We start from the raw sequence: 19887 nt of genomic DNA, 5'->3' as shown, positions 1-19887 counted from the left end.
GGCTCTGGAACCCGACCCCATGGAAACCTTCTCTCTCACGGCGCTGGCCACGGCCGCCGCCGCCCTGGCGCTGGCGCCGCGCGCCTGGCAGCGCCTGCAGCTCTCGTTGGCCAAGCACCCTTCGCTCACCGGCCATTCGCGCATGGCCAAGCGGGTGGCGGCATTGGTACCGGGCTACCACTACGACGAGGCGCGTTTCTTCAGCGGCGATGGCGCGCCACCGGCCGTGGTGGCCCGCCGCCGCCAGGGCTTTGCCACGCTGGCGCAGACGCTGAACACCCGGCACGCGCGCAGCATCGCGCTCACGCGCGAGGCACGCGAAGGCATCTCCGACCTGCAGTTCACCGCCGCCTACCGCGTGCCCTTTCAATACAGCCGCTACCTGCGCGAGCACCTCTCGGTGGGCGCCTTCGTGCAGCGCAGCGACGGCGTGACCGTGACCGACCTGGACGGCGCGCGCTTCTACGACCTCACCGGCTCGTACGGCGTGAACGTGTTCGGGCAAGACTTCTACAAGGCCTGCATCGCCGAAGGCAGCGCCCGCGTGGCCGACCTCGGCCCCGTGCTGGGCAGCTACCACCCGGTGGTGGCCGACAACGTGCAGCGCCTCAAAGCCATCTCGGGCATGGACGAGGTGTCGTTCCACATGTCGGGCACCGAGGCGGTGATGCAGGCCGTGCGCCTGGCGCGTTACCACACCGGCAAGCGCTACCTGGTGCGCTTCTGCGGCGCGTACCACGGCTGGTGGGACGACGTGCAGCCCGGCCCCGGCAACCCCATGCCCCCGGGGCGCACCTACACGCTGCGCGAAATGGACGAACGCACCCTGCGCGTGCTGCGCACCCGGCGCGACATTGCCTGCGTGCTGGTCAACCCGCTGCAGGCCCTGCACCCCAACGCCGCCGCGCCGGGCGACAGCTCGCTCATCGACAGCAGCCGCCGCGCCCACTACGACCGCGAGGCCTACACCGCCTGGCTGCAGCAGTTGCGCCAGGTGTGCACCGAGCGCGGCATTGCCCTCATCTTTGACGAGGTGTTCATGGGCTTTCGCCTGGCCGCCGGTGGCGCGCAGGAATACTTCGGCGTGCAGGCCGACCTCGTCACCTACGGCAAGACCTTGGGCGGCGGCCTGCCGGTGGGCGTGGTGTGTGGCAAACAAGAATGGATGCGGCGCTTTCGCGACGACAAGCCGGCCGACATCTGCTTCGCCCGAGGCACCTTCAACTCGCACCCCTATGTGATGGGCGCCATGCAGGTGTTCCTGGAGAAGCTGCAAACCCCCGAGGTGCAGGCGATGTACCAAGACCTGGACGCCACCTGGGACGCCCGCGCCGCCACGCTGAACCAGCGCCTGCAGCTCGCCGGCTTGCCGGTGCGGGTGGCCAACCTGCAAACGGTGTGGACGGTGCAGTACACCGAGCCCTCGCGCCACAACTGGATGCTGCAGTTCTACCTGCGCGCCGATGGCTTGGCCTTGTCGTGGGTGGGCACGGGGCGCTTCATCTTCAGCCTGAACTACACGGCTGAGGACTTCCAGGCCGTGAGCGACCGGTTCCTGCGCGCGGCCGAGCGCATGCGCGACGATGGCTGGTGGTGGCACCAGCCCGGCCTCACCAACCAGCGCATCCGCCGTGGGGTGCTGCGCGAGATGTTCCGGCATCGGCGCTGAGCCAGGCATTGAGGACCACCCGCCCAGGGGCGGGTGATGGTTGCCCAGGTCGCTCAATGCGACTGCACGTGGTGCATCGGGTCAATGCGCTCGCCGCGCAGCAGGTGCAGCGGTGCGCGCCAGTAGAGCATCACGTCGTGAAAGGGGTCGGTGATGATCTTCGTGCCCCAGGCCAGGCCGGTCAGCACGCTTTGCTGCACGACGAGTTGCAGCACGCGGAACACCAGGCCCGCCACGCCAATGGCCAGCCAGGCCAAGCCCACGTCGCGCAGAAAACCTTCCAGGTTCTGCGCCGGCTCGATCAGGCCGAACAGCGAGGGTTGCCACCACAGCAGCAAGGGCGCGGCCGCCCAGATGGCCATGAGCACCACCTTGCGCTGCAGGTTGTAGCCCACCTTGATCGCTTCCTTGTGCTCGTGCGTGGCCTGGTTCACGTCGTCGTAGCCCTTGGGCTCGAAGAAGAAGTGACCCGCCTGGCGCGTGGTCATCGACACGCCCCAGGCCAGCCAGGCCGACCAGGCCGGGTCAATGAACAACAGCGCATAAGCCACGATGAAGTTCAGGGCGCTGATGAGGTGCAGGCTCTGGTTGATGCGGCAGTGGTGGTAGTAGCGGTGGTCGTCCCAGCGCTGGCGGGCGAGTTCCTGAAAAAACGCGTTCACCGAGGCTCCTTGCATGTGTGTGAAGTCATCGCCCGGCCATGTGCGGGCGCCCACGATGCTGCGTCGCCCACGTGAAAAGGCGGTGACGGGCCCATGACACGGCCCGCAGGGCGCGCTTGTCACGGAACTGTTGCAAGGCACCTTGACCATGGGCGCATGACCAGCACCCACAGCGCCCCCACCCAGCCCACCGCCACGCGACACCAGGGCTGGCGCGTGGCGGTGGTGACCGAGACCTACCCGCCCGAGGTGAATGGCGTGGCGGTGACGATCTCGCGCATCGTCGAGGGCCTGCGCGCGCAAGGGCACCAGGTGCAACTCATTCGACCCCGCCAGCCGGGCGACGCCACGCGCACCACCAACGACTGCCTGATGCGGGGCCTGCCCATCCCCCGCTACCCCGACCTGCGCATGGGCCTGCCAGCCACCGGCAAGTTGCTGCGGCGCTGGCGCGAGGCCCGGCCCGACGTGGTGCACCTCGTCACCGAAGGGCCGCTGGGCTGGTCGGCCCTGCGCGCGGCCCGGCGCCTGGGCCTGCCCGTGGTGTCGGACTTCCGCACCAACTTCCACGCGTACACCGAGCACTACGGCCTGTCCTGGCTGCGCCGCCCCATCGTGGCCTACCTGCGCCACCTGCACAACCGAACGGCCTGCACCATGGTGCCCACCGCGGCGCTGCAGCAAGAGCTGGCCGGCATGGGCTTCGAGCGCCTGCAAGTGGTGGCGCGCGGCGTGGACGCGCAGCGCTTCCACCCCGGCCTGCGCAGTGGCGACCTGCGCCGTGAGTGGGGCGCCGACGACGACACACCGGTGGTGCTCTGCGTGGGCCGACTGGCCCCCGAGAAAAACCTCGACGCCGTGGTGGCGGCCTGGCGCGCCATGGCCGAGGTCAACCCGCGCACCCGCCTGGTGCTGGTGGGCGACGGCCCCGAACGCCCGCGCCTGATGGCCCTGGCGCCCGAGGCCATCTTCATGGGCACCCAGCGCGGCGACGCACTGGCGCGCTGCTACGCCTCGGCCGATGTGTTCGCCTTCGCCAGCCTCACCGAGACCTTCGGCAACGTGGTGCCCGAGGCCATGGCCAGTGGCCTGGCGGTACTGGCTTACCAGCACGCGGCCGCGGGCCAGCTGATCGAGCACCGCCACAACGGCGTGCTGGCGCCCGCGGGCGATGAGACCACCTTCCTGCGCCTGGCCCGCACGCTGGCCAGCGACCCTGCCTGGGCGCGCCACCTGGGCCAGCAAGCGCGCGAAACGGCCCAGGCCCTGGACTGGCAACACATCATCTCGGGCATCGAAGCGCAGTACCTGGCCGCGATGTCGCCATCGCCCCAAACCAGCAGCGCCCTTCGACCCGCGCGCGCGGGCTGAACCGCCCGCCAGCCCGCTACAGTCGTGGGCCATGAACGCCAACCTGCTTGCCCTGGGCGCCATCGCCCTGTGGGCCTCCCTCGCCGCGCTGGGCGTGGCCCTGTCGCACGTGCCCCCATTTCTGCTGACCGGCCTGAGCCTGCTGGTGGGCAGCCTGATCGCCCTGCCCCTTTCGCGGCTTGACCTGCGCCAGTGGCGCGTGCCCGCCTCCACGCTGGCCCTGGGGGTGTATGGCCTGTTCGGCTACCACTTCCTGCTCTTCATCGCCCTGCGCCACGCGCCGCCGGTGCAGGCCAACCTGGTGAATTACCTCTGGCCGCTGGGCATCGTGGTGATGGCGCCCTGGTTCCTGCCCGGCGTGACGCTGGCGCGGCGGCACGTGGTGGCCGCCCTGGTGGGCTTTGCAGGCGCGGCACTGGCCATCCTGGGCGGGCGCTCGGGCGGCACCGAGGCGGTGTGGGCCTGGGGTTACCTGCCGGCCCTGGCCTCGGCCTTCATGTGGTCAAGCTACTCGCTGATGACGCAGCGGGTGAAGCCCTTCCCCACCGCCGCCATCGGCACCTTCGCCCTGGTGTCGGGCGGGCTGTCGCTGCTGTGCCATGCCCTGCTGGAGCCAAGCGTGCAACTGTCTGCCCGTGACCTGGCGCTCATCGCCGTGCTGGGCCTGGGCCCACTGGGCGGCGCCTTCTTTTTGTGGGACGCGGCCCTCAAGCGCGGCGACGCGCGGCAGATTGGCGTGCTGAGTTTCCTCACGCCCTTGCTGTCCACGCTCACGCTGCTGGTGCTGCAAGGGCAGCGGCCGTCGTGGTCGGTGGGCGCGGCGGCGGTGATGATCGTGGGCGCCGCCGTGGTGGCCACGCGCCGGGGCTGAGTCGGCTCAGTCCACCACCAGGGCGGCCGGGTCGTCGGCGGCCAACACGGTTTTGGCCCAGGCCGCGAGCTTGCTGGTGTCGCTGCGCAGAATCTGCTGCTTCACCGCCAGGATCTGCGTGGGGTGCATCGAGAAGCTGCGCAGCCCAAGCCCCAGCAGCAGGCGCGTCATGGCCACGTCGCCGGCCATTTCGCCGCACACGCTCACTGGCTTGCCCTGGGCATTGGCTTGCTCGATGGTGTCGGCGATCAGCCGCAGCACCGCCGGGTGCAGCGGGTCGTACAGATGGGCCACGGCCTCGTCGGCGCGGTCAATGGCCAGGGTGTACTGGATGAGGTCGTTGGTGCCGATCGACAGGTAGTCGAAATGGCGCAGGAAGACCGGAATGGTCAGGGCCGCGGCCGGAATCTCGATCATCGCCCCCAAGCGCACCTCGCCCACGGTCTGCTCGGCGGCGGCCACCTGCTCACGGGCACGCTGCACCAGGGCCAACGTCTGGCGAATCTCGCTCACGTGGGCCAGCATCGGAATGAGCAGGTTCACCGGCCCATGGGCCGAGGCCCGCAGGATGGCGCGCAACTGCGCCAGGAACATGGCCGGGTCGGCCAGGCTCCAGCGGATGGCACGCAGGCCCAGCGCCGGGTTGAGGTAGTCGTTCTCGCGCACCACGTTGCGCTCCAGGGGTTTGTCGGCCCCCACGTCCACGGTGCGAATCGTCACCGGCATGCCCTGCATGCCCTCGACCGCGCGGCGATATGCCTGGTACTGCTCTTCCTCGTCCGGCAACTGGCCGTTGCGGCCCATGAACAAAAACTCGCTGCGGAACAGGCCCACGCCCACGGCGCCCGCCTTGAGCGCGGCGACAGCGTCTTCGGGCTGTTCGATGTTGGCCAGCAGCTCGATTTTCTGCCCGTCCAGCGTGATGGCCGGGGTGCTCTTGAGGCGCTGCAGGCGCTCGCGCTCGACCTCGCCCTGGCGCTGCTTGAAGCCGTATTCGGCCAGCACGATGGGCGACGGGTCGACGATGACGATGCCGGCATCGCCGTCGATGATGACCCAGTCGTCCTGCTGGATCAGGTGGCTGGCCGAGCGCGCGCCCACCACCGCCGGAATGTCCATGCTGCGCGCCACGATGGCGGTGTGGCTGGTCTTGCCGCCCACGTCGGTGACGAAACCCGTGAACACGCTCTGCTTGAACTGCAGCATGTCGGCGGGCGACAGATCGTGGGCGATGAGCACCAGCGGTGTCTCGCGCCCTGACCGCCCATCGCTGGCGGGGGCGGCCACGGCAGAACCCACGCCGCGCATCACGCGCAGCATGCGCTCCACCACCTGCTCCAGGTCGGCCTTGCGCTCGCGCAAGTAGGGGTCTTCCATCTCGTCGAACTGGCGCGCCACCACCTCCAGTTGCGAGGTGAGCGCCCATTCTGCGTTGTAGTGGCGGTCGCGAATCCAGTGCTTCACCGCGCCGGTGAGCTGCTCGTCTTGCAGCAGCATCAGGTGCACGTCCAGCAAGGCGTTGAGCTCGGGGTGGGCGTCGTGCGAGCCCAGCTCGTGCAGGCTTTGCTGCACCTTCACGATGTCCTCCACCACCACCGCACGGGCGCGGCGCAGGCGCTCGATTTCGGCCTCGGCCTGGTCGGGGGTGATGAAGTAGTGGGCAACGTCCAGGCGCGTGGCGGCCACGATCACCGCGCGGCCAATGGCCACGCCGCGAGACACCGCCAATCCGTGCACCGTGACGGTCATGCGCTCACTCCCCTTCGCCGAACTTGTCGTTGATGAGCGCCAGCAGGGCGTCCATGGCCGCCTGCTCGTCGGCGCCGTTGGTCTCGATCTCCACCGTGCTGCCCAGGCCGGCGGCCAGCATCATCACGCCCATGATGCTCTTGGCGTTGACGCGGCGGTCGCCCTTGGACATCCACACCTCGCAGGCAAAGCTGCCAGCCAGCTTGGTGAGCTTGGCCGAGGCCCGGGCGTGCAGCCCGAGCTTATTGCTGATGGTCGCGGAGGTCTTGATCATGGGGGGCTCTTCGTGCCTGGTTCTGGGGAGCGGTCACGGCCACCTGGATGACACCCTGCGTGGCACCGATCATGGCGCGCGACACCAGGGCATCGAGCGACTCGTGCCGGTAGGAAACGGTGCGCAGCAACATGGGCAGGTTCACGCCGGTGAGCAGCTTGCTGTTCACGCCATCCACCAGCCGCTGGGCCACGTTGCAAGGCGTGGCGCCGAACACATCGGTCACCACCAGGGTCTGGCGCTGGCCCGATTGGCGCAAAAGAGCGCGCGCCTGGGCCAAGGACTCCTCGGGTGGCATGTTGGGCTGCACATCCAGCGCCGCCACCGCGTCGGCGGCATCGGGGAACACATGCAGCACGCAAGCCCGCAAAGCCGAAGCCAGGGGTGCGTGGGCCACGATGAGGATGCCGTTCATGACCGCGCAGTTTAGCGGGAGGTGCTGGCCGGCTGGCGGCGCCACGCGCGCCAGAACACGCCATAGGCCACCACGCTGCACAGACCGAACACCGCAAAGGCACCCCGGAAACCGGCCACCTCGTCCCAGCCCAGCCAGCGAAGCCCGTCGATCATCAGCCCCAATGCCCATTGCATGACGAACACGCCAGCAAAGATGGCCAGGTTGTAGGCCGACAAGGCGCGCCCGGCCACGGCCGACGGCAAGGCCAGCGCGACAGCGGGCTGGGCCTGGGACGCCATGGTGCAACTGGCGCAGTACAAGGCCAGCATCGGCCAGCCCGCGGCCGGCCCCATCACCACGATGGCCGCCAGCAGCAACAGGCTCAGGGGAAGACCCCAGCCGATCAACGCCTCAGGCGTGAAGCCCTGGCGGGCCAAGCGCGGGTTCACCATGCCCCACACCCAGAACGACAGCAGCATGACCAGGTTGATCGCAAACAGACCACCGGCGGCCTGGGCAGGCGTGTAGCCGGCCACCTTCACCATCCAGGGCCCGGCCCACAGCGTCTGGATGGCCACCATGCCACCGTGGTTCACCAGGCCCAGCGGCACCATTTGGCGGAAATAGGCGTTGCGCCAGACGATGCCGTATCCCTCTTCGACCGGCGCCTGGCCTGCGTCGTGCGCCTCATGGCGCCAGGCCGGCACACGCCAGGCAATGCCCGCCATGGCCACGGCCACCAACCCCGCCAACACCCAGAACAGGCCACGCCAACCCAGAAAAGGCATGAGCCACTGCACCGGCAAGGTGGCGGCCACCATGCCAAACGAGCCGGTCATCAACATCCACGAGTTGGCGCGCAATTGGGCCGCGGGCGCCAACCAGCGGCGATAGCCCGTCAGCGGCGCCATCAGGCAGGCGCTCACGCCCATGCCGATGAGCACGCGCGCCACCAGCAGGCCGCCGAACGATTCGGCCATGGCAAACGCCATGCAGCCCACCACGGCCAGGCTCAAAAAACCCAGCACCACGCGACGCGGGCCGTGCTGATCGAGCCACTTGCCCATGGGCAGTTGAGTCAGCGCAAAACCAAAGAAGTAGCCACCCGCCAACAAGCCCAGGTCGCCGGCGGTCAAGGAGAACTCGGCGCTGAGGGTGGGCGACAGCGTGGCCGTGACGGCCCGCGCCAGGGCCGACAGGAAGTAGGCCAGCGCGAAGGCCAGAAAAACGATGGTCGCCGCTCTGGCGCCGAGTTGGTCTCGGTGGGCCGAGACGGGGGCGGCTGGGGTCATGGCAATGACAGGCCGTCGAAGAACGGTGCGCTGGCGTCCTCGCGAATCGACGGCCCATAAATGGCGGCTTGGTACACCTGGGTGCCGCGGGCAAACCAGAGCGCTCTCATGGTGGTGGCGCGGCCCTTGGCGTCTTGGCCGGTCACCTGCAAAGCCTTCACCTGCTCAACCCCCTTGATGCCCTGCTGCCATGGCTGGGCCGCCGCCTCGGTGGCCCGCACCGAGGCCAGCGCCGCGCGCGGCCATTGCGCCCACAACTCGGCGGCCCGCGTGGCATCGCCCGCCTCGGCCCAGGCCAGGGCGTAGGTCAGGCCACCGGTGTCGCAACTGGCCATGTGCAGCTCCACCGGCGCTCCGGCCAACGGAATGGGGCGGGTGGCCTGATCGGGTTTGCAAGGCATCAGCGCCACCAGGGGCGTGCCGTCCTGGCGCCACTGGCGCCAATTGAAAGTGGGGGTGCAAGCGGCCAACCCCAGGGCAACGGCCAGACAGCCGACATGGGTTCGCAATGGCATGGGAGAAGTGGGTAAGACGCGCGCAATGCGCTCGCGCACAATCGGCGCATGAATGCTCTCGATGGTATCCGCATCCTCGACTGCTCGCGCGTGCTGGCAGGCCCCTGGTGCACCCAGACGCTGGCCGACCTGGGCGCCGACGTCGTCAAGGTCGAACGCCCGCGCAGCGAGCGTCACCCCGGCGGCGATGACACCCGGGGCTGGGGCCCACCCTTCCTGCGCGGGCGCGACGGCACCGACACGGCCGAGGCCGCCTACTACCTGGGCGCCAACCGCAACAAACGCTCCATCACCTGCGACCTGTCCTCCCCCGCCGGCCAGGCGCTGATTCGAGAGTTGGCCCTCAAGGCCGACGTGTTCGTGGAGAACTACAAGGTGGGCGACATGGCCCGCTACGGGCTTGACTACGCCACCTTGAGCGCGCTCAACCCGCGCCTGGTGTACTGCTCGATCACCGGCTTCGGCCAGACCGGCCCCTACAAAGACCGCGCCGGCTACGACTACGCTGTCCAGGGCATGGGTGGCCTCATGAGCGTCACCGGCGAGCGCGACGACCTGCCCGGCGGCGGGCCGCAGAAAGTGGGCGTGGCCGTGGCCGACCTGTTCACCGGCCTGTACGCCACCGTGGCCATCCAGGCCGCGCTGCGCCACGCCGAGCGCACCGGCCAAGGCCAGCACATCGACATGGCCCTGCTCGACACCCAAGTGGCCATGCTGGCCAACCTGGGCGCCAACTACCTGGTGCGCGGCAAGGCAGACGGCCAAGTGCCCGGACGCGCCGGCAACGCCCACGCCAACATCGTCCCCTACCAGGTGTTCGAGGTGGCGCCCGACGCCAGCGGCCAGGCGCAGTACCTCATCCTCGCGGTGGGCAATGACGGGCAGTTCGCCAAGTTCTGCCAGGTGGCCGGCTGCCCAGCGCTGGCGCAAGACCCCCGCTTCGCCCGCAACGCCGACCGCGTGCGCCATCGCGGCGAGCTGGTGCCCCGCCTGGAAGCCATCCTGAAAACCCGCGCCAAGGCCGACTGGCTGCAGGCGCTGGAAGCCGCCCAGGTGCCCTGCGGCCCCATCAACAACCTGGCCGAGGTCTTTGCCGACCCCCAGGTCCTGCACCGCGGCATGGTGCAGTCGTGGTCACACCCGCTCACCGACACCCCGGTTGAGCTCGTGGCCAGCCCCATCAAACTCAGCGCCACCCCCGTCCGCGCCGACCGCGCGCCGCCCCTGCTGGGCCAGCACACCGACGAGGTGCTCGCCCAGTGGCTGGGCGCCGACGAGACCCGGGTGGCCGACCTGCGCCGCCACGGCGCCATTTGAGACCTGCCATGGCCAGCACGCCCCTGCCCTCTCCCCGTTCACTGCGTGGCGCCGCCCAGGCCGCCGCTTCGCGTGGCGAGCCCTTGGTGGTGATGACCACGCTGGAAGGCTGCCCCTATTGCGACATCGTGCGCAACAGCCACCTCAACCCCATGCTCAAGGCCGGCGAGGTGGTGGCGGTGCAGGTGGACGTGCGCGACCGCCGCACGCCCATGCAAGGGTTTGCGGGCGAGATGTCCACCCCGGCCGAGCTGGTGGCGGGGTGGAAGGCTCGCTTCACCCCCACCGTGCTGTTCTTCGGGCCTGATGGGCGCGAACTGGCCGAGCGCCTGGTGGGCGTGGCCGTGCCCGACTTCTACGGCGACTACCTCTCCGCTCGCTTGGACGAGGCCCGCCGCAAGCTGAAGTGACAGCGGGCGCTCACTTGATGGCGCCAAATACCTTCTTCAGGATGGCGCTGCCGGTGCCCACCGGGTCTTGGCGAATCTTGCGTTCTTCTTCACCAATGATGGTGTAGAGCCCGTCCAGGGTCTTGCCCGTGACGTAGCGCTCGATGTTGGCGTCGTCGCCCTTGACGAGCCCAATGCCCGCCGCCTTGCCCGCCACCCGGTTGTAGGCCTGCGCCAGGCCTACCTTGGCGGTGGCCTGGGTCACCACCGGCAGAAACTTCTCGCCCAAGGGTTGGCGGGTTTTTTCGGCGAAAAAACGGGTGACCGAATCGTCACCACCCGTCAGGATGTTTTTTGCGTCGGTCACGCTCATGTTCTTCACGGCGTTGACCAGCAGGTCTTTGCCCATGGGCACGGCGGCCTCGGCGGCCCGGTTCATGGCGGTGACCAACTCGTCCACCCGCCCGCTCTGGCCCGTGAGCTTGAGCAGCTTGGACGCGTCTTCCAGAAAACCGGGCAAAGGAATCCGAACTTTCGGGTTGCCCAGGAATCCATCGGTCTTCCCCAGCAGGGCCACGGCGGCCAGGGCCCCCTTTTCCAAAGCGGCCTTCACGCCTTGGTTGGCGTCGCGGTCAGACAGGTCGGCCAGGGACAAGGCCCAAGCCTGCCGTTGGGCGGCCAATGTGCAGAGCCCGATCAGGGCCAAGGTGTGGTGGTTAAACTGACGGCGCTGCATGGGGCGACCTCCTGATGCGTGATGGAACAAGGGGCCGGTCTGCCGGCGCCCAGAAAGAGTTTAAGGACATGAAGCCCATCTCTCCCACCAATCCCAATCGGCGACGCTCGCTGGCGGCTGCGGCTGCCCTGGGGGCCACCGCCATTCTGGGCCTGCCCGCCTGTGCCGGCCGCGAAGCGGCACCAACGTCCACCTTCGTGCTGCTGGACGGCAGCAAGATGGCCACCTCCGACCTCAAAGGCAAGGTCACGCTGGTGAATTTCTGGGCCACCACCTGCGTCACCTGCGTGAAGGAAATGCCGGAGATCATGGCCACCTACCAGAAGTACCAGGACAAGGGCTATGAGACCGTGGCCGTGGCCATGAGCTACGACCCACCCGCCTGGGTGCTGAACTTCGCCAAGACCCGACAACTTCCCTTCAAGGTGGCGCTCGACAACACCGGCGAGGTGGCGCAGGCCTGGGGCGATGTGAAGCTCACCCCCACCAGCTTCCTGGTCGACAAGGAAGGCAAGATCGTCAAGCGCTACGTGGGCGAGCCCGACTTCCCCGCCCTGCACCAACTGATCGAAAAGCTGCTGGCGGCCTGATCGGCCGAGCCCCACGACAAAAAGCCGGGCATGCCCGGCTTTTGCGTTGGTGCGGAGTGCTCAGCGGCCGCGGAAGCTGTCGTGGCAGGCCTTGCAGCTTTGGCCCAAGGCGCCCGACGCCTTTTTGATCGCCTCAAGGTCACCCGCCTTGGCAGCCGTGTTCAAGGCGCTGGCATCGGTTTGAAGTCGGGTGATCGCCTGCTGCCACTTGGCCGGTTCTGCCCAGATGGCGGGCAGCGCCCGCGTATCGCCCTTGTCGGTGCCAGGGCCAAACGCCGCCCACGGCAGCTTCGACAAGGTCTCCACCAGCGCAGCGTTTTCGGCGGCCACCTTGGCGTCAAACGGCACGCGGCCATTGGCCATGGCAGCCACTCGGCCGTTGTGGGCCGCCAGCAAGGTCAGGGCAGACTGCCGGTACTTGATGGCGTCTTCCGGCTTCTGGAACTGCGCCATCGCGGGCAAGGCCAGGGTGGCCGACAGCAGGGCAGCGACGATGGTTCGGTTGTTCAACATGCGGGTTTCTCCTTCTTGGTTGGGGTGACTGCGTGCGACAGCGACAGGTCTGAGCTTGTCCACTGTCCGGGGTTCCCCTTTGTTCAGGAACTCGAACACAATGGCCGGATCCACCGTCCTTTGCCTCCACTCTCCACAATGACCAAGCGCAGCCTCCGGGTTTGGGACCTCCCCACCCGCCTTTTTCACTGGACCCTTGCCCTGTGCGTGTTGGGCTTGTTCGTGACTGGCAAGGTCGGCGGCAACGCCATGGTGTGGCATTTGCGCCTGGGCCTGCTCATGCTCACCCTGCTCGGTTTTCGTCTGCTGTGGGGCGTGGTGGGCGCCCGATGGTCCCGATTTGCGCAGTTCACCCGGGGCCCGCTCGCGGTGTGGAACTACCTGCGCGGGAGCAGCCCTCCAGAGCACCAGGTTGGCCACTCCCCCTTGGCGGGCTGGGCGGTGTGGCTCATGTTCATCGTCCTGACGGTGCAGACCGCGTCTGGCCTGATGAGCGACGACGAAATCGCCTTCTTTGGCCCCCTGGTCACCCAGGTCTCGGGCGACACGGTCTCGCTCGCCACCTGGTGGCACACCGAATGGGGGCAGTTACTGGTGCTCGGGATCGTGGTGGCGCACCTCCTGGCCATCGCCTATTACGCCTGGGTGCGGCGACAAGCCATCGTGCGCCCCATGTTCGGTGGCGACCAATTGGTGCCCGATGAGCTGCCCGTGGAACCGTCCCGCGATGACATGGGTCTTCGCGTGTGGGCCATTGCCGTGTTCGCCCTGTGCGCGACCGGGACTTGGGGCCTGGTGTCGTGGGCGACGCCATGACGCGCAGCCCTGGCGTATAGTCCCATCGGCCATTTTTTGCGGGCTACGACCCTTGTTGACATGACCGAATCCGCCCCTGGAGGGATCGAACTGCGGGAAGCCGAAAGCCAAGGCGACCTGCTGGCCGTGCGCGACTTGTTCCTCGACTACCAAGCCGACACCGGCATCGACCTTTGCTTCCAAGGTTTTGCCGACGAACTGGCCAACTTGCCAGGCGAGTACGCGCCTCCCTCTGGCGCACTGTTGCTGGCCCTGGTGGATGGCGCGCCCGCTGGCTGCGTGGCCCTCAGGCCCATGCCCAACACAGACCACCTCAACGCCTGCGAGATGAAGCGGCTGTTCGTTCGACGCGCCTTCCGCGGCTTCGGCCTGGGGCGCCTGTTGGTCGAGCGCATCATGACCCTGGGCCACCTGGCGGGCTACACCACCATGCTGCTGGACACGCTCTCCGACATGGAAACCGCTCGCGCCCTTTACCAGGAAGCCGGCTTCGTGGAAATCGCACCGTACTACCACAACCCCCTGCCCGGGGCCCATTACCTCAAAGCCGAGCTGTAAAGCAAAAAGGTCGCCCGGTTTCCCAGGCGACCTTTCTCAGGTTCTTTCGACCAGACCGATTAGGCGGCCTTGGCCTGCGCCAGAAGGGTGTCGGCGTCGCTCACCTCGAACTTGCCAGGGCCTTCCACGTTCAGGCTCTTGACCACGCCGTCCTTCACCAACATCGAATAGCGGTTGCTGCGCAGGCCCATGCCGCGCGCGGTCAGGTCAAGCGTCAGGCCGGTGGCCTTGGCGAAATCGGCGCTGCCGTCGGCCAGCATGCGCACCTTGCCGTCGGTCTTCTGGTCACGTGCCCAGGCTCCCATCACGAAGGCATCGTTCACGCTCACGCACCAGATCTCGTCCACGCCTGCGGCCTTGAACTCGTTGAACTTCTCCACGAAGCCCGGCACGTGCTTGGCCGAGCAGGTCGGGGTGTAGGCGCCAGGCAAGGCGAACAGAGCAATCGTTTTGCCGGCGGTGGCCTTGGCCACGTCAACCGGGTTCGGGCCGATGCTGCAGCCATTGCCCTCGACTTCGCTGTACTCAAACAGGGTAGCGGCAGGCAGTTTGTCTCCGACCTTGATCATGGTGTTCTCCTCGATGGTGGTTAGGCGGGGTGCCCCTGGGCACCCCAGAAAAAGAAAAAGCGACCGAATTGTCGGTCGCTTTCTTCATTGGCGCTGGCCGCGAGGCCAACAGGCTTACACCAAGCCAGCCTTTTGAACCAGGCGGGAGGCCACCCAGTTCTTGGTCTTCGACAGCGGACGGCTCTCGGTGATCTCGATGATGTCGCCCACCTTGTACTCGCCCTTTTCGTCATGGGCGTGGTACTTGCTGGACTTCGCAACGATCTTGTCGTAGAGCTCGTGCTTGACACGGCGCTCGACCAGCACGGTCACGGTCTTGGCGCGCTTGTCACTGACGACCTTGCCGATCAGGGTGCGCTTGAGGGATGTTTTGGCTTCCGTCATTTCGTCACTCCTTACTTGGCGGCGCGTTGCTTCTCGGCCAGGATGGTCTTGGCGCGAGCGATGGCACGGCGGGTGTCGCCCAGCGTGGCAGTGTTGTTCAGTTGTTGCGTGGCCTTCTGCATGCGCAGGCCGAAATGGGCCTTCTGCAGAGATTTCACTTCGGCTTCAAGGCCGGCCACATCCTTCTGGCGCAGTTCAGTAGTTTTCATCTCATGTTCTCCTGAATCACTGACCCAGCAAGCGCGTCACGAACGTGGTGCGCAGAGGAAGTTTGGCGGCGGCCAGGGCGAACGCCTCGCGAGCGAGCTGTTCGGGCACGCCAACGATTTCGTACAGCACCTTGCCGGGCTGGATTTCAGCCACGTAGTACTCCACCGAACCCTTACCGTTGCCCATACGGACTTCGGCAGGCTTGTTGGAGATCGGCTTGTCCGGGAACACGCGAATCCAGATACGGCCGCCACGCTTCACGTGACGGGAAATCGCACGACGTGCGGCTTCGATCTGGCGGGCGGTCAGGCGGCCGCGATCGGTGGACTTCAAACCGAAGTCACCGAATGCCACGGTTGCGCCACTGGTGGCGACGCCCGTGTTGCGGCCCTTTTGCTCTTTACGGTACTTGCGACGAGCAGGTTGCAGCATGTTTATTCTCCTTTGCCGTCCGCAGGTGCCCCTGCGGGTGCGTCTTTGCGAACGCGCTTAACGGCGGGTTTGTCGGTCGCCTCGGCAGGCTTGTCGCTGCCATCAGCAGGCGCGGCATTGCCACCACGGCGCACAGCGGCGCGGGCAGCCGGGCCAGCCGGACGCTCGCGACGCGGACCGCGAGGACGGCGCTCTTCTTCCGGACGCGGGGTTTCCACCACGGGCGCATCGTTGCGACCCAGGGTATCGCCCTTGTAGACCCACACCTTCACGCCGATCACACCGTAGGTGGTCTTGGCTTCGGAGGTGCCGTAGTCGATGTCGGCGCGCAGGGTGTGCAGGGGCACACGGCCTTCGCGATACCACTCGGTGCGAGCGATTTCGATGCCGTTCAGGCGGCCAGCGGACATGATCTTGATGCCCTGGGCACCCAGACGCATGGCGTTCTGCATGGCGCGCTTCATGGCGCGACGGAACATGATGCGCTTTTCGAGCTGCTGGGTGATCGAGTCAGCGATCAGCTTGGCATCGATTTCGGGCTTGCGCACTTCTTCGATGTTCACGGCCACCGGCACGCCCAACTTGACGGCCAGGTCCTTCTTCAGCTTCTCGATGTCCTCACCCTTCTTGCCGATCACCACGCCCGGACGAGCCGAGTAGATGGTGATGCGGGCGTTCTTGGCGGGGCGCTCGATGACCACGCGCGACACAGCGGCGTTCTTGAGCTTGGCCTTCAGGTACTCACGCACCTTGATGTCTTCGGCCAGCATGCCAGCGAAGTCACGGTTGCTGGCGTACCAACGGCTGGCCCAGTTGCGCGAGACGGCCAGGCGGAAGCCGGTCGGGTTGATTTTTTGTCCCATAGTCCTGTGCCTCTCAGTTGCCGACCGTCACGTAGATGTGACACGTGGGTTTGCTGATGCGGTTGCCGCGGCCCTTTGCACGGGCCGAGAAACGCTTGAGCGTGGTGCCTTGCTCGACGTAGATGGTCTTGACCTTCAGTTCGTCGATGTCAGCACCGTCGTTGTGTTCGGCGTTGGCAATGGCGGACTCCAGAGCCTTCTTGACGATGCCGGCAGCTTTTTTCTGCGTGAACGTCAGGATGTTCAGGGCCTGGTCGACCTTCTTGCCGCGAATCAGGTCGGCAACCAGTCGGCCTTTGTCCACCGACAGGCGCACGCCGCGAACGATAGAGCGGGTTTCCATGGTTGTTCCTTACTTCTTGGCTTTTTTGTCGGCCGGGTGACCCTTGAAGGTCCGGGTCAGCGAAAACTCGCCGAGCTTGTGGCCGACCATCTGGTCAGTGATGTACACCGGCACGTGCTGCTTGCCGTTGTGCACAGCAATGGTCAGGCCGATGAACTCAGGCAGGATCATGGAGCGGCGCGACCAGGTCTTGACCGGCTTCTTGTCCTTGGTGGCTTGGGCCTTTTCGACCTTGGCCAGCAGGTGGTGGTCAACGAAGGGACCTTTTTTGAGAGAACGAGTCATTTCGTCAACCCCTTACTTCTTGCGACGCGAGACGATCATGCTCTGCGTGCGGCGGTTGTTGCGGGTGCGGTAGCCCTTGGTCAGGTTGCCCCACGGATCCACCGGAGCGCGGCCTTCGCCGGTCTTGCCTTCACCACCACCGTGCGGGTGGTCGATCGGGTTCATGGCGGTACCACGGACGGTCGGGCGGATGCCCATGTGACGCTTCACGCCGGCCTTGCCCAGCTGACGCAGGCTGTGCTCGGTGTTGGACACTTCGCCAATGGTGGCGCGGCAGTCCACGTGGACCTTGCGCACTTCACCCGAGCGCATGCGCACCTGGGCGTAGATGCCTTCGCGGGCCAGCAGCACGGCCGAGGCGCCAGCGGAACGGGCGATTTGCGCGCCCTTGCCCACTTGCAGCTCAATGCAGTGAATGGTCGAACCCACGGGGATGTTGCGGATCGGCAGGGTGTTGCCCACGCGGATCGGCGACTCCGAACCAGACAGCAGGGTCGCGCCCACTTCCACGCCACGGGGGGCGATGATGTAGCGGCGCTCACCGTCGGCGTAGCACAGCAGCGCAATGTGCGCGGTGCGGTTGGGGTCGTACTCGATGCGCTCGACCTTGGCCGGGATGTTGTCCTTGTTGCGACGGAAGTCGACCACGCGGTAGTGGTGCTTGGCACCGCCGCCCTTGTGGCGAACGGTGATGTGGCCGTTATTGTTACGGCCCGACTTCTGGTGCTGGGGTTCCAGCAGCGGCGCGAAACCGTCACCCTTGTACAGGTGGTCACGCGTGACCTTCACCATGCCGCGACGGCCTGGCGAGGTCGGTTTCATCTTGATGACAGCCATGATTACGCAGCCTCCCCGCCAAAGTTCAGTTCCTGACCGGGCATCAGCGTCACGTAGGCCTTGCGAACGTGGTCGCGGCGGCCAACGGTCTTGCCGAAGCGCTTGGTCTTGCCCTTCTGGTTCAGCACGGACACGCCCTTGACCTGGACCTTGAACATCAGTTCAACGGCAGCCTTGATCTCGGGCTTGGTGGCGTCGCGCAGCACCTTGAACAGCACGGTGTTGGATTGTTCGGCGACCTGGGTGGCCTTCTCGGACACGATCGGTGCCACGAGGACCTGCATCAGGCGGCCTTCGTCGAATTGGGCGGCGCTCATGCGAACATCTCCTTGAGCTGGTCGATCGCGGCCTTGGTCACGATCACCTTCTTGTAGTGCACCAGCGACAGCGGATCGGCATAACGGGGCTCGACCACCAGCACGTTGGGCAGGTTGCGCGAGGCCAGGTACAGGTTCTCGTCCACTTCTTCAGCAATCACCAGAACCGAGTTCAGGTTCATGGCCTTGAACTTGGCAGCCAGGGCCTTGGTCTTGGGCGAATCAACCTTGATCGAATCCACCACAGCCAGACGGCCTTCGCGAACCAGTTGCGAGAAGATGGAGGCCATACCGGCGCGGTACATCTTCTTGTTGAGCTTCTGGGTGAAGTTCTCGTTGGGGCTGTTCGGGAAGATACGACCGCCTCCGCGCCACAGCGGGGACGAGGTCATACCGGCACGAGCGTTGCCGGTGCCCTTCTGCTTGAAAGGCTTCTTGGTCGAGTGGCGAACCTCGGCGCGGTCCTTCTGGGCACGGGTGCCTTGACGGGCATTGGCCTGGTAGGCCACCACGAGCTGGTGGATCAGCGCTTCGTTGTAGTCGCGACCAAACACGGTCTCGGGCACGTCCAGCTTGGACGCGGCCTGGCCTTGGTCATTGAGGAGTTCGACTTGCATCAGTTCGCTCCTTGGGCGGCTTTGGCCTTGACGGCGGGACGCACGGTCACGAAGCCGCCGTTGGCGCCAGGCACGGCGCCACGGATCATGAGCAGCTGACGGGCTTCGTCAACGCGCACGATGTCGAGGTTCTGGATGGTTTTGGTGACGTCGCCCATGTGGCCCGTCATCTTCTTGCCCGGGAACACGCGGCCCGGGTCTTGCGCCATGGAGATCGAGCCCGGCACGTTGTGCGAACGGCTGTTGCCGTGCGACGCGCGCTGCGAACTGAAATTGTGGCGCTTGATGGTGCCGGCGTAGCCCTTACCGATCGAGGTGCCTTGCACATCAACCTTCTGGCCTGCGGCGAACACGGCATTGGCAGCCACCACGGCACCGGCTTGGTACTGAGCAGCGACGTCTGCAGCGACGCGGAATTCTTGAATGATTTCACCGGCTTCAACACCAGCCTTGGCCAGGTGACCGGCGATGGGCTTGGTGACGCGGGAGGCGCGGCGCTTGCCAAAAGTGACTTGCAGCGCGTCGTAGCCGTCGTTGGCTTGGGTTTTGACTTGCGTCACGCGGTTGTTCGACACGTCGACCACCGTGACAGGCACTGCGTCCCCGTCATCGGTGAACAGGCGCATCATGCCCACCTTGCGACCCAACAACCCGAGGGAGTTGCTAAGACTCATTGTTTTCTCCGTTCCCGACTTCAATTGGCCGGGGCTGATGTGCGTTGCCTCTGAAGGCAATGCGTTGATGTGACGGACACCGAAGTGCCCGCTCGTGCTCACACGTCTCCGGCAAAAGCCGGAAAGCCCGCCAGTATAGCCAGCGGGCTTTGTTCATGCAAGTGCTGACCGACGGCAACCCGCCGGGCGGCACCAACAATGAATTACTGCAGCTTGATTTCGACGTCGACGCCAGCCGGCAGATCGAGCTTCATCAGGGCGTCAACCGTCTTGTCGGTCGGGTCCACGATGTCCATCAGGCGCTGGTGGGTGCGAATTTCGAACTGGTCGCGCGAGGTCTTGTTGACGTGCGGCGAACGCAGGATGTCGAAACGCTTCATGCGGGTCGGCAGGGGCACGGGACCCTTGACGATGGCACCCGTGCGCTTGGCGGTGTCGACGATTTCAGCGGCCGAGGTGTCGATCAGCTTGTAATCGAAGGCCTTCAGGCGGATGCGGATTTTCTGCTTGGTGCTCATGAGGTTTTCCTGGTTGTTTCTAGAACAAAACGCCACCGCGGAGGCGGTGGCGGATTCGCTCAGGATTACTCGATGATCTTGGCCACGACGCCGGCGCCGACGGTGCGACCGCCTTCACG

General features: G+C 66.3%; 28 protein-coding genes. 8 read left to right on the top strand and 20 right to left on the bottom strand.

Translation table 11 applies throughout. The features are described 5' to 3' along the window. Positions 1-19: 19 nt before the first annotated feature. A complete protein-coding gene (locus ACE3RQ_RS13805; RefSeq protein WP_374522613.1) occupies positions 20-1669 on the top strand; it encodes an aminotransferase class III-fold pyridoxal phosphate-dependent enzyme in 1650 nt (549 codons plus the stop codon). A 53-nt stretch (positions 1670-1722) separates the two neighbouring features. On the opposite strand, the gene ACE3RQ_RS13800 is transcribed toward ACE3RQ_RS13805, so the two are convergent. Continuing rightward, positions 1723-2331: a hypothetical protein gene (locus ACE3RQ_RS13800; RefSeq protein WP_374522612.1), complete on the bottom strand. Its 609-nt coding sequence runs from the start codon at positions 2329-2331 to the stop codon at positions 1723-1725. 156 nt (positions 2332-2487) lie between these two features. Here ACE3RQ_RS13800 and ACE3RQ_RS13795 point away from each other — a divergent pair, with 156 nt between their 5' ends. After that, positions 2488-3702 (top strand): glycosyltransferase family 4 protein, encoded by a 1215-nt coding sequence (locus ACE3RQ_RS13795; RefSeq protein ID WP_374522611.1) that lies wholly within the window; start codon positions 2488-2490, stop codon positions 3700-3702. Positions 3703-3733: 31 nt separating this feature from the next. Next, on the top strand, positions 3734-4573 hold the full coding sequence (locus ACE3RQ_RS13790) for a DMT family transporter (protein WP_374522610.1): 840 nt from the start codon (positions 3734-3736) through the stop codon (positions 4571-4573). Between the two features lie 6 nt (positions 4574-4579). Here ACE3RQ_RS13790 and ptsP read toward each other — a convergent pair whose 3' ends face one another. Genes ptsP through ACE3RQ_RS13765 form a run of 5 tightly spaced genes read right to left on the bottom strand, consistent with a single transcriptional unit; the run spans position 4580 to position 8800 of the window. Then, complete coding sequence (ptsP, locus tag ACE3RQ_RS13785) at positions 4580-6322, bottom strand: phosphoenolpyruvate--protein phosphotransferase (RefSeq protein WP_374522609.1); 1743 nt, start codon at positions 6320-6322, stop codon at positions 4580-4582. 4 nt (positions 6323-6326) lie between these two features. Next, complete coding sequence (locus ACE3RQ_RS13780; RefSeq protein ID WP_374522608.1) at positions 6327-6596, bottom strand: HPr family phosphocarrier protein; 270 nt, start codon at positions 6594-6596, stop codon at positions 6327-6329. Further along, positions 6565-7011: a PTS sugar transporter subunit IIA gene (locus tag ACE3RQ_RS13775; protein ID WP_374522607.1), complete on the bottom strand. Its 447-nt coding sequence runs from the start codon at positions 7009-7011 to the stop codon at positions 6565-6567. Before ACE3RQ_RS13775 ends, ACE3RQ_RS13780 begins: the two co-directional genes overlap by 32 nt. Positions 7012-7022: 11 nt before the next feature. Next, positions 7023-8285 (bottom strand): MFS transporter, encoded by a 1263-nt coding sequence (locus ACE3RQ_RS13770; protein WP_374522606.1) that lies wholly within the window; start codon positions 8283-8285, stop codon positions 7023-7025. Next, complete coding sequence (locus ACE3RQ_RS13765; RefSeq protein ID WP_374522604.1) at positions 8282-8800, bottom strand: hypothetical protein; 519 nt, start codon at positions 8798-8800, stop codon at positions 8282-8284. The genes ACE3RQ_RS13770 and ACE3RQ_RS13765 overlap by 4 nt, the downstream gene beginning before the upstream one ends. A gap of 48 nt (positions 8801-8848) precedes the next feature. Here ACE3RQ_RS13765 and ACE3RQ_RS13760 point away from each other — a divergent pair, with 48 nt between their 5' ends. Both ACE3RQ_RS13760 and ACE3RQ_RS13755 read left to right on the top strand, forming a co-directional pair. After that, positions 8849-10117 carry a CaiB/BaiF CoA transferase family protein gene (locus tag ACE3RQ_RS13760; protein ID WP_374522602.1) on the top strand — a complete coding sequence of 423 codons (1269 nt, stop codon included), beginning with the start codon at positions 8849-8851 and terminating at the stop codon, positions 10115-10117. Between the two features lie 8 nt (positions 10118-10125). Beyond that, positions 10126-10527, top strand: a complete 402-nt coding sequence (locus tag ACE3RQ_RS13755; RefSeq protein ID WP_374522601.1) for a thioredoxin fold domain-containing protein — start codon at positions 10126-10128, stop codon at positions 10525-10527. Positions 10528-10537: 10 nt separating this feature from the next. Here the strand turns inward: ACE3RQ_RS13755 and ACE3RQ_RS13750 are convergent, their stop codons facing one another. Then, positions 10538-11242 (bottom strand): DUF4197 domain-containing protein, encoded by a 705-nt coding sequence (locus ACE3RQ_RS13750; protein ID WP_374522600.1) that lies wholly within the window; start codon positions 11240-11242, stop codon positions 10538-10540. Between the two features lie 68 nt (positions 11243-11310). On the opposite strand from ACE3RQ_RS13750, the gene ACE3RQ_RS13745 reads away from it, so the two are divergent. Continuing rightward, entirely contained in the window at positions 11311-11832 is a 522-nt protein-coding gene (locus ACE3RQ_RS13745) for a TlpA disulfide reductase family protein (RefSeq protein ID WP_374522599.1), read from the top strand. Positions 11833-11892: 60 nt separating this feature from the next. On the opposite strand, the gene ACE3RQ_RS13740 is transcribed toward ACE3RQ_RS13745, so the two are convergent. Then, positions 11893-12345 (bottom strand): cytochrome c, encoded by a 453-nt coding sequence (locus tag ACE3RQ_RS13740; RefSeq protein WP_374522597.1) that lies wholly within the window; start codon positions 12343-12345, stop codon positions 11893-11895. A 138-nt stretch (positions 12346-12483) separates the two neighbouring features. Between ACE3RQ_RS13740 and ACE3RQ_RS13735 the strand changes: the two genes are divergently transcribed. Together ACE3RQ_RS13735 and ACE3RQ_RS13730 are read left to right on the top strand one after the other, a co-directional pair. Further along, on the top strand, positions 12484-13161 hold the full coding sequence (locus ACE3RQ_RS13735; RefSeq protein WP_374522596.1) for a cytochrome b/b6 domain-containing protein: 678 nt from the start codon (positions 12484-12486) through the stop codon (positions 13159-13161). 60 nt (positions 13162-13221) lie between these two features. Then, positions 13222-13719: a GNAT family N-acetyltransferase gene (locus ACE3RQ_RS13730; protein ID WP_374522595.1), complete on the top strand. Its 498-nt coding sequence runs from the start codon at positions 13222-13224 to the stop codon at positions 13717-13719. Between the two features lie 59 nt (positions 13720-13778). On the opposite strand, the gene ACE3RQ_RS13725 is transcribed toward ACE3RQ_RS13730, so the two are convergent. From ACE3RQ_RS13725 to rpsJ, 12 genes are all read right to left on the bottom strand, one after another. After that, positions 13779-14288: a peroxiredoxin gene (locus ACE3RQ_RS13725; protein WP_374522594.1), complete on the bottom strand. Its 510-nt coding sequence runs from the start codon at positions 14286-14288 to the stop codon at positions 13779-13781. 114 nt (positions 14289-14402) lie between these two features. Then, entirely contained in the window at positions 14403-14672 is a 270-nt protein-coding gene (gene rpsQ, locus ACE3RQ_RS13720; RefSeq protein ID WP_374522593.1) for a 30S ribosomal protein S17, read from the bottom strand. An 11-nt stretch (positions 14673-14683) separates the two neighbouring features. Beyond that, positions 14684-14881 carry a 50S ribosomal protein L29 gene (gene rpmC / locus ACE3RQ_RS13715; protein ID WP_374522592.1) on the bottom strand — a complete coding sequence of 66 codons (198 nt, stop codon included), beginning with the start codon at positions 14879-14881 and terminating at the stop codon, positions 14684-14686. 16 nt (positions 14882-14897) lie between these two features. Then, positions 14898-15314 carry a 50S ribosomal protein L16 gene (gene rplP, locus ACE3RQ_RS13710; RefSeq protein WP_374522591.1) on the bottom strand — a complete coding sequence of 139 codons (417 nt, stop codon included), beginning with the start codon at positions 15312-15314 and terminating at the stop codon, positions 14898-14900. Positions 15315-15316: 2 nt separating this feature from the next. Then, positions 15317-16177 (bottom strand): 30S ribosomal protein S3, encoded by an 861-nt coding sequence (rpsC, locus tag ACE3RQ_RS13705; protein WP_374522590.1) that lies wholly within the window; start codon positions 16175-16177, stop codon positions 15317-15319. 13 nt (positions 16178-16190) lie between these two features. Further along, positions 16191-16520, bottom strand: coding sequence for a 50S ribosomal protein L22 (rplV, locus tag ACE3RQ_RS13700; protein WP_204735725.1), 330 nt, complete (start codon positions 16518-16520; stop codon positions 16191-16193). Positions 16521-16529: 9 nt separating this feature from the next. Beyond that, positions 16530-16805, bottom strand: coding sequence for a 30S ribosomal protein S19 (gene rpsS / locus ACE3RQ_RS13695; RefSeq protein WP_374522589.1), 276 nt, complete (start codon positions 16803-16805; stop codon positions 16530-16532). Between the two features lie 12 nt (positions 16806-16817). After that, on the bottom strand, positions 16818-17642 hold the full coding sequence (rplB, locus tag ACE3RQ_RS13690; protein WP_374522588.1) for a 50S ribosomal protein L2: 825 nt from the start codon (positions 17640-17642) through the stop codon (positions 16818-16820). A gap of 2 nt (positions 17643-17644) precedes the next feature. Next, positions 17645-17959 carry a 50S ribosomal protein L23 gene (gene rplW / locus ACE3RQ_RS13685; protein WP_374522587.1) on the bottom strand — a complete coding sequence of 105 codons (315 nt, stop codon included), beginning with the start codon at positions 17957-17959 and terminating at the stop codon, positions 17645-17647. Beyond that, positions 17956-18576, bottom strand: a complete 621-nt coding sequence (rplD, locus tag ACE3RQ_RS13680; RefSeq protein WP_374522586.1) for a 50S ribosomal protein L4 — start codon at positions 18574-18576, stop codon at positions 17956-17958. The genes rplW and rplD overlap by 4 nt, the downstream gene beginning before the upstream one ends. Beyond that, on the bottom strand, positions 18576-19250 hold the full coding sequence (gene rplC, locus ACE3RQ_RS13675) for a 50S ribosomal protein L3 (RefSeq protein WP_374522585.1): 675 nt from the start codon (positions 19248-19250) through the stop codon (positions 18576-18578). Before rplC ends, rplD begins: the two co-directional genes overlap by 1 nt. A 203-nt stretch (positions 19251-19453) precedes the next feature. Then, positions 19454-19768 (bottom strand): 30S ribosomal protein S10, encoded by a 315-nt coding sequence (rpsJ, locus tag ACE3RQ_RS13670; protein WP_291136521.1) that lies wholly within the window; start codon positions 19766-19768, stop codon positions 19454-19456. Positions 19769-19887: the final 119 nt, after the last annotated feature.

It is taken from the genome of Hydrogenophaga sp., assembly GCF_041913525.1.
In the GTDB taxonomy this organism is placed as follows: domain Bacteria; phylum Pseudomonadota; class Gammaproteobacteria; order Burkholderiales; family Burkholderiaceae_C; genus Hydrogenophaga.
The sequence above is the reverse complement of the archived record's forward strand: the minus strand, read 5'-3'. Positions and strand labels throughout refer to the sequence as shown.

Bases quoted from the DNA above. Each gene is read 5' to 3' on its own strand.
- rplD (WP_374522586.1), bottom strand. From the start codon at position 18,576: ATGCAAGTCGAACTCCTCAATGACCAAGGCCAGGCCGCGTCCAAGCTG.
- ACE3RQ_RS13735 (WP_374522596.1), top strand. From the start codon at position 12,484: ATGACCAAGCGCAGCCTCCGGGTTTGGGACCTCCCCACCCGCCTTTTT.
- ACE3RQ_RS13795 (WP_374522611.1), top strand. From the start codon at position 2,488: ATGACCAGCACCCACAGCGCCCCCACCCAGCCCACCGCCACGCGACAC.
- ACE3RQ_RS13725 (WP_374522594.1), bottom strand. From the start codon at position 14,288: ATGATCAAGGTCGGAGACAAACTGCCTGCCGCTACCCTGTTTGAGTAC.
- rplC (WP_374522585.1), bottom strand. From the start codon at position 19,250: ATGAGTCTTAGCAACTCCCTCGGGTTGTTGGGTCGCAAGGTGGGCATG.
- ACE3RQ_RS13730 (WP_374522595.1), top strand. From the start codon at position 13,222: ATGACCGAATCCGCCCCTGGAGGGATCGAACTGCGGGAAGCCGAAAGC.
- rpsJ (WP_291136521.1), bottom strand. From the start codon at position 19,768: ATGAGCACCAAGCAGAAAATCCGCATCCGCCTGAAGGCCTTCGATTAC.
- rpsQ (WP_374522593.1), bottom strand. From the start codon at position 14,672: ATGACGGAAGCCAAAACATCCCTCAAGCGCACCCTGATCGGCAAGGTC.
- rpsC (WP_374522590.1), bottom strand. From the start codon at position 16,177: ATGGGACAAAAAATCAACCCGACCGGCTTCCGCCTGGCCGTCTCGCGC.
- rplW (WP_374522587.1), bottom strand. From the start codon at position 17,959: ATGAGCGCCGCCCAATTCGACGAAGGCCGCCTGATGCAGGTCCTCGTG.
- rplB (WP_374522588.1), bottom strand. From the start codon at position 17,642: ATGGCTGTCATCAAGATGAAACCGACCTCGCCAGGCCGTCGCGGCATG.
- rpsS (WP_374522589.1), bottom strand. From the start codon at position 16,805: ATGACTCGTTCTCTCAAAAAAGGTCCCTTCGTTGACCACCACCTGCTG.
- ACE3RQ_RS13780 (WP_374522608.1), bottom strand. From the start codon at position 6,596: ATGATCAAGACCTCCGCGACCATCAGCAATAAGCTCGGGCTGCACGCC.
- ACE3RQ_RS13805 (WP_374522613.1), top strand. From the start codon at position 20: ATGGAAACCTTCTCTCTCACGGCGCTGGCCACGGCCGCCGCCGCCCTG.
- ACE3RQ_RS13750 (WP_374522600.1), bottom strand. From the start codon at position 11,242: ATGCAGCGCCGTCAGTTTAACCACCACACCTTGGCCCTGATCGGGCTC.
- ACE3RQ_RS13775 (WP_374522607.1), bottom strand. From the start codon at position 7,011: ATGAACGGCATCCTCATCGTGGCCCACGCACCCCTGGCTTCGGCTTTG.
- ACE3RQ_RS13770 (WP_374522606.1), bottom strand. From the start codon at position 8,285: ATGACCCCAGCCGCCCCCGTCTCGGCCCACCGAGACCAACTCGGCGCC.
- ACE3RQ_RS13745 (WP_374522599.1), top strand. From the start codon at position 11,311: ATGAAGCCCATCTCTCCCACCAATCCCAATCGGCGACGCTCGCTGGCG.
- ACE3RQ_RS13765 (WP_374522604.1), bottom strand. From the start codon at position 8,800: ATGCCATTGCGAACCCATGTCGGCTGTCTGGCCGTTGCCCTGGGGTTG.
- rpmC (WP_374522592.1), bottom strand. From the start codon at position 14,881: ATGAAAACTACTGAACTGCGCCAGAAGGATGTGGCCGGCCTTGAAGCC.
- ACE3RQ_RS13755 (WP_374522601.1), top strand. From the start codon at position 10,126: ATGGCCAGCACGCCCCTGCCCTCTCCCCGTTCACTGCGTGGCGCCGCC.
- ACE3RQ_RS13790 (WP_374522610.1), top strand. From the start codon at position 3,734: ATGAACGCCAACCTGCTTGCCCTGGGCGCCATCGCCCTGTGGGCCTCC.
- ptsP (WP_374522609.1), bottom strand. From the start codon at position 6,322: ATGACCGTCACGGTGCACGGATTGGCGGTGTCTCGCGGCGTGGCCATT.
- rplP (WP_374522591.1), bottom strand. From the start codon at position 15,314: ATGCTGCAACCTGCTCGTCGCAAGTACCGTAAAGAGCAAAAGGGCCGC.
- rplV (WP_204735725.1), bottom strand. From the start codon at position 16,520: ATGGAAACCCGCTCTATCGTTCGCGGCGTGCGCCTGTCGGTGGACAAA.
- ACE3RQ_RS13740 (WP_374522597.1), bottom strand. From the start codon at position 12,345: ATGTTGAACAACCGAACCATCGTCGCTGCCCTGCTGTCGGCCACCCTG.
- ACE3RQ_RS13760 (WP_374522602.1), top strand. From the start codon at position 8,849: ATGAATGCTCTCGATGGTATCCGCATCCTCGACTGCTCGCGCGTGCTG.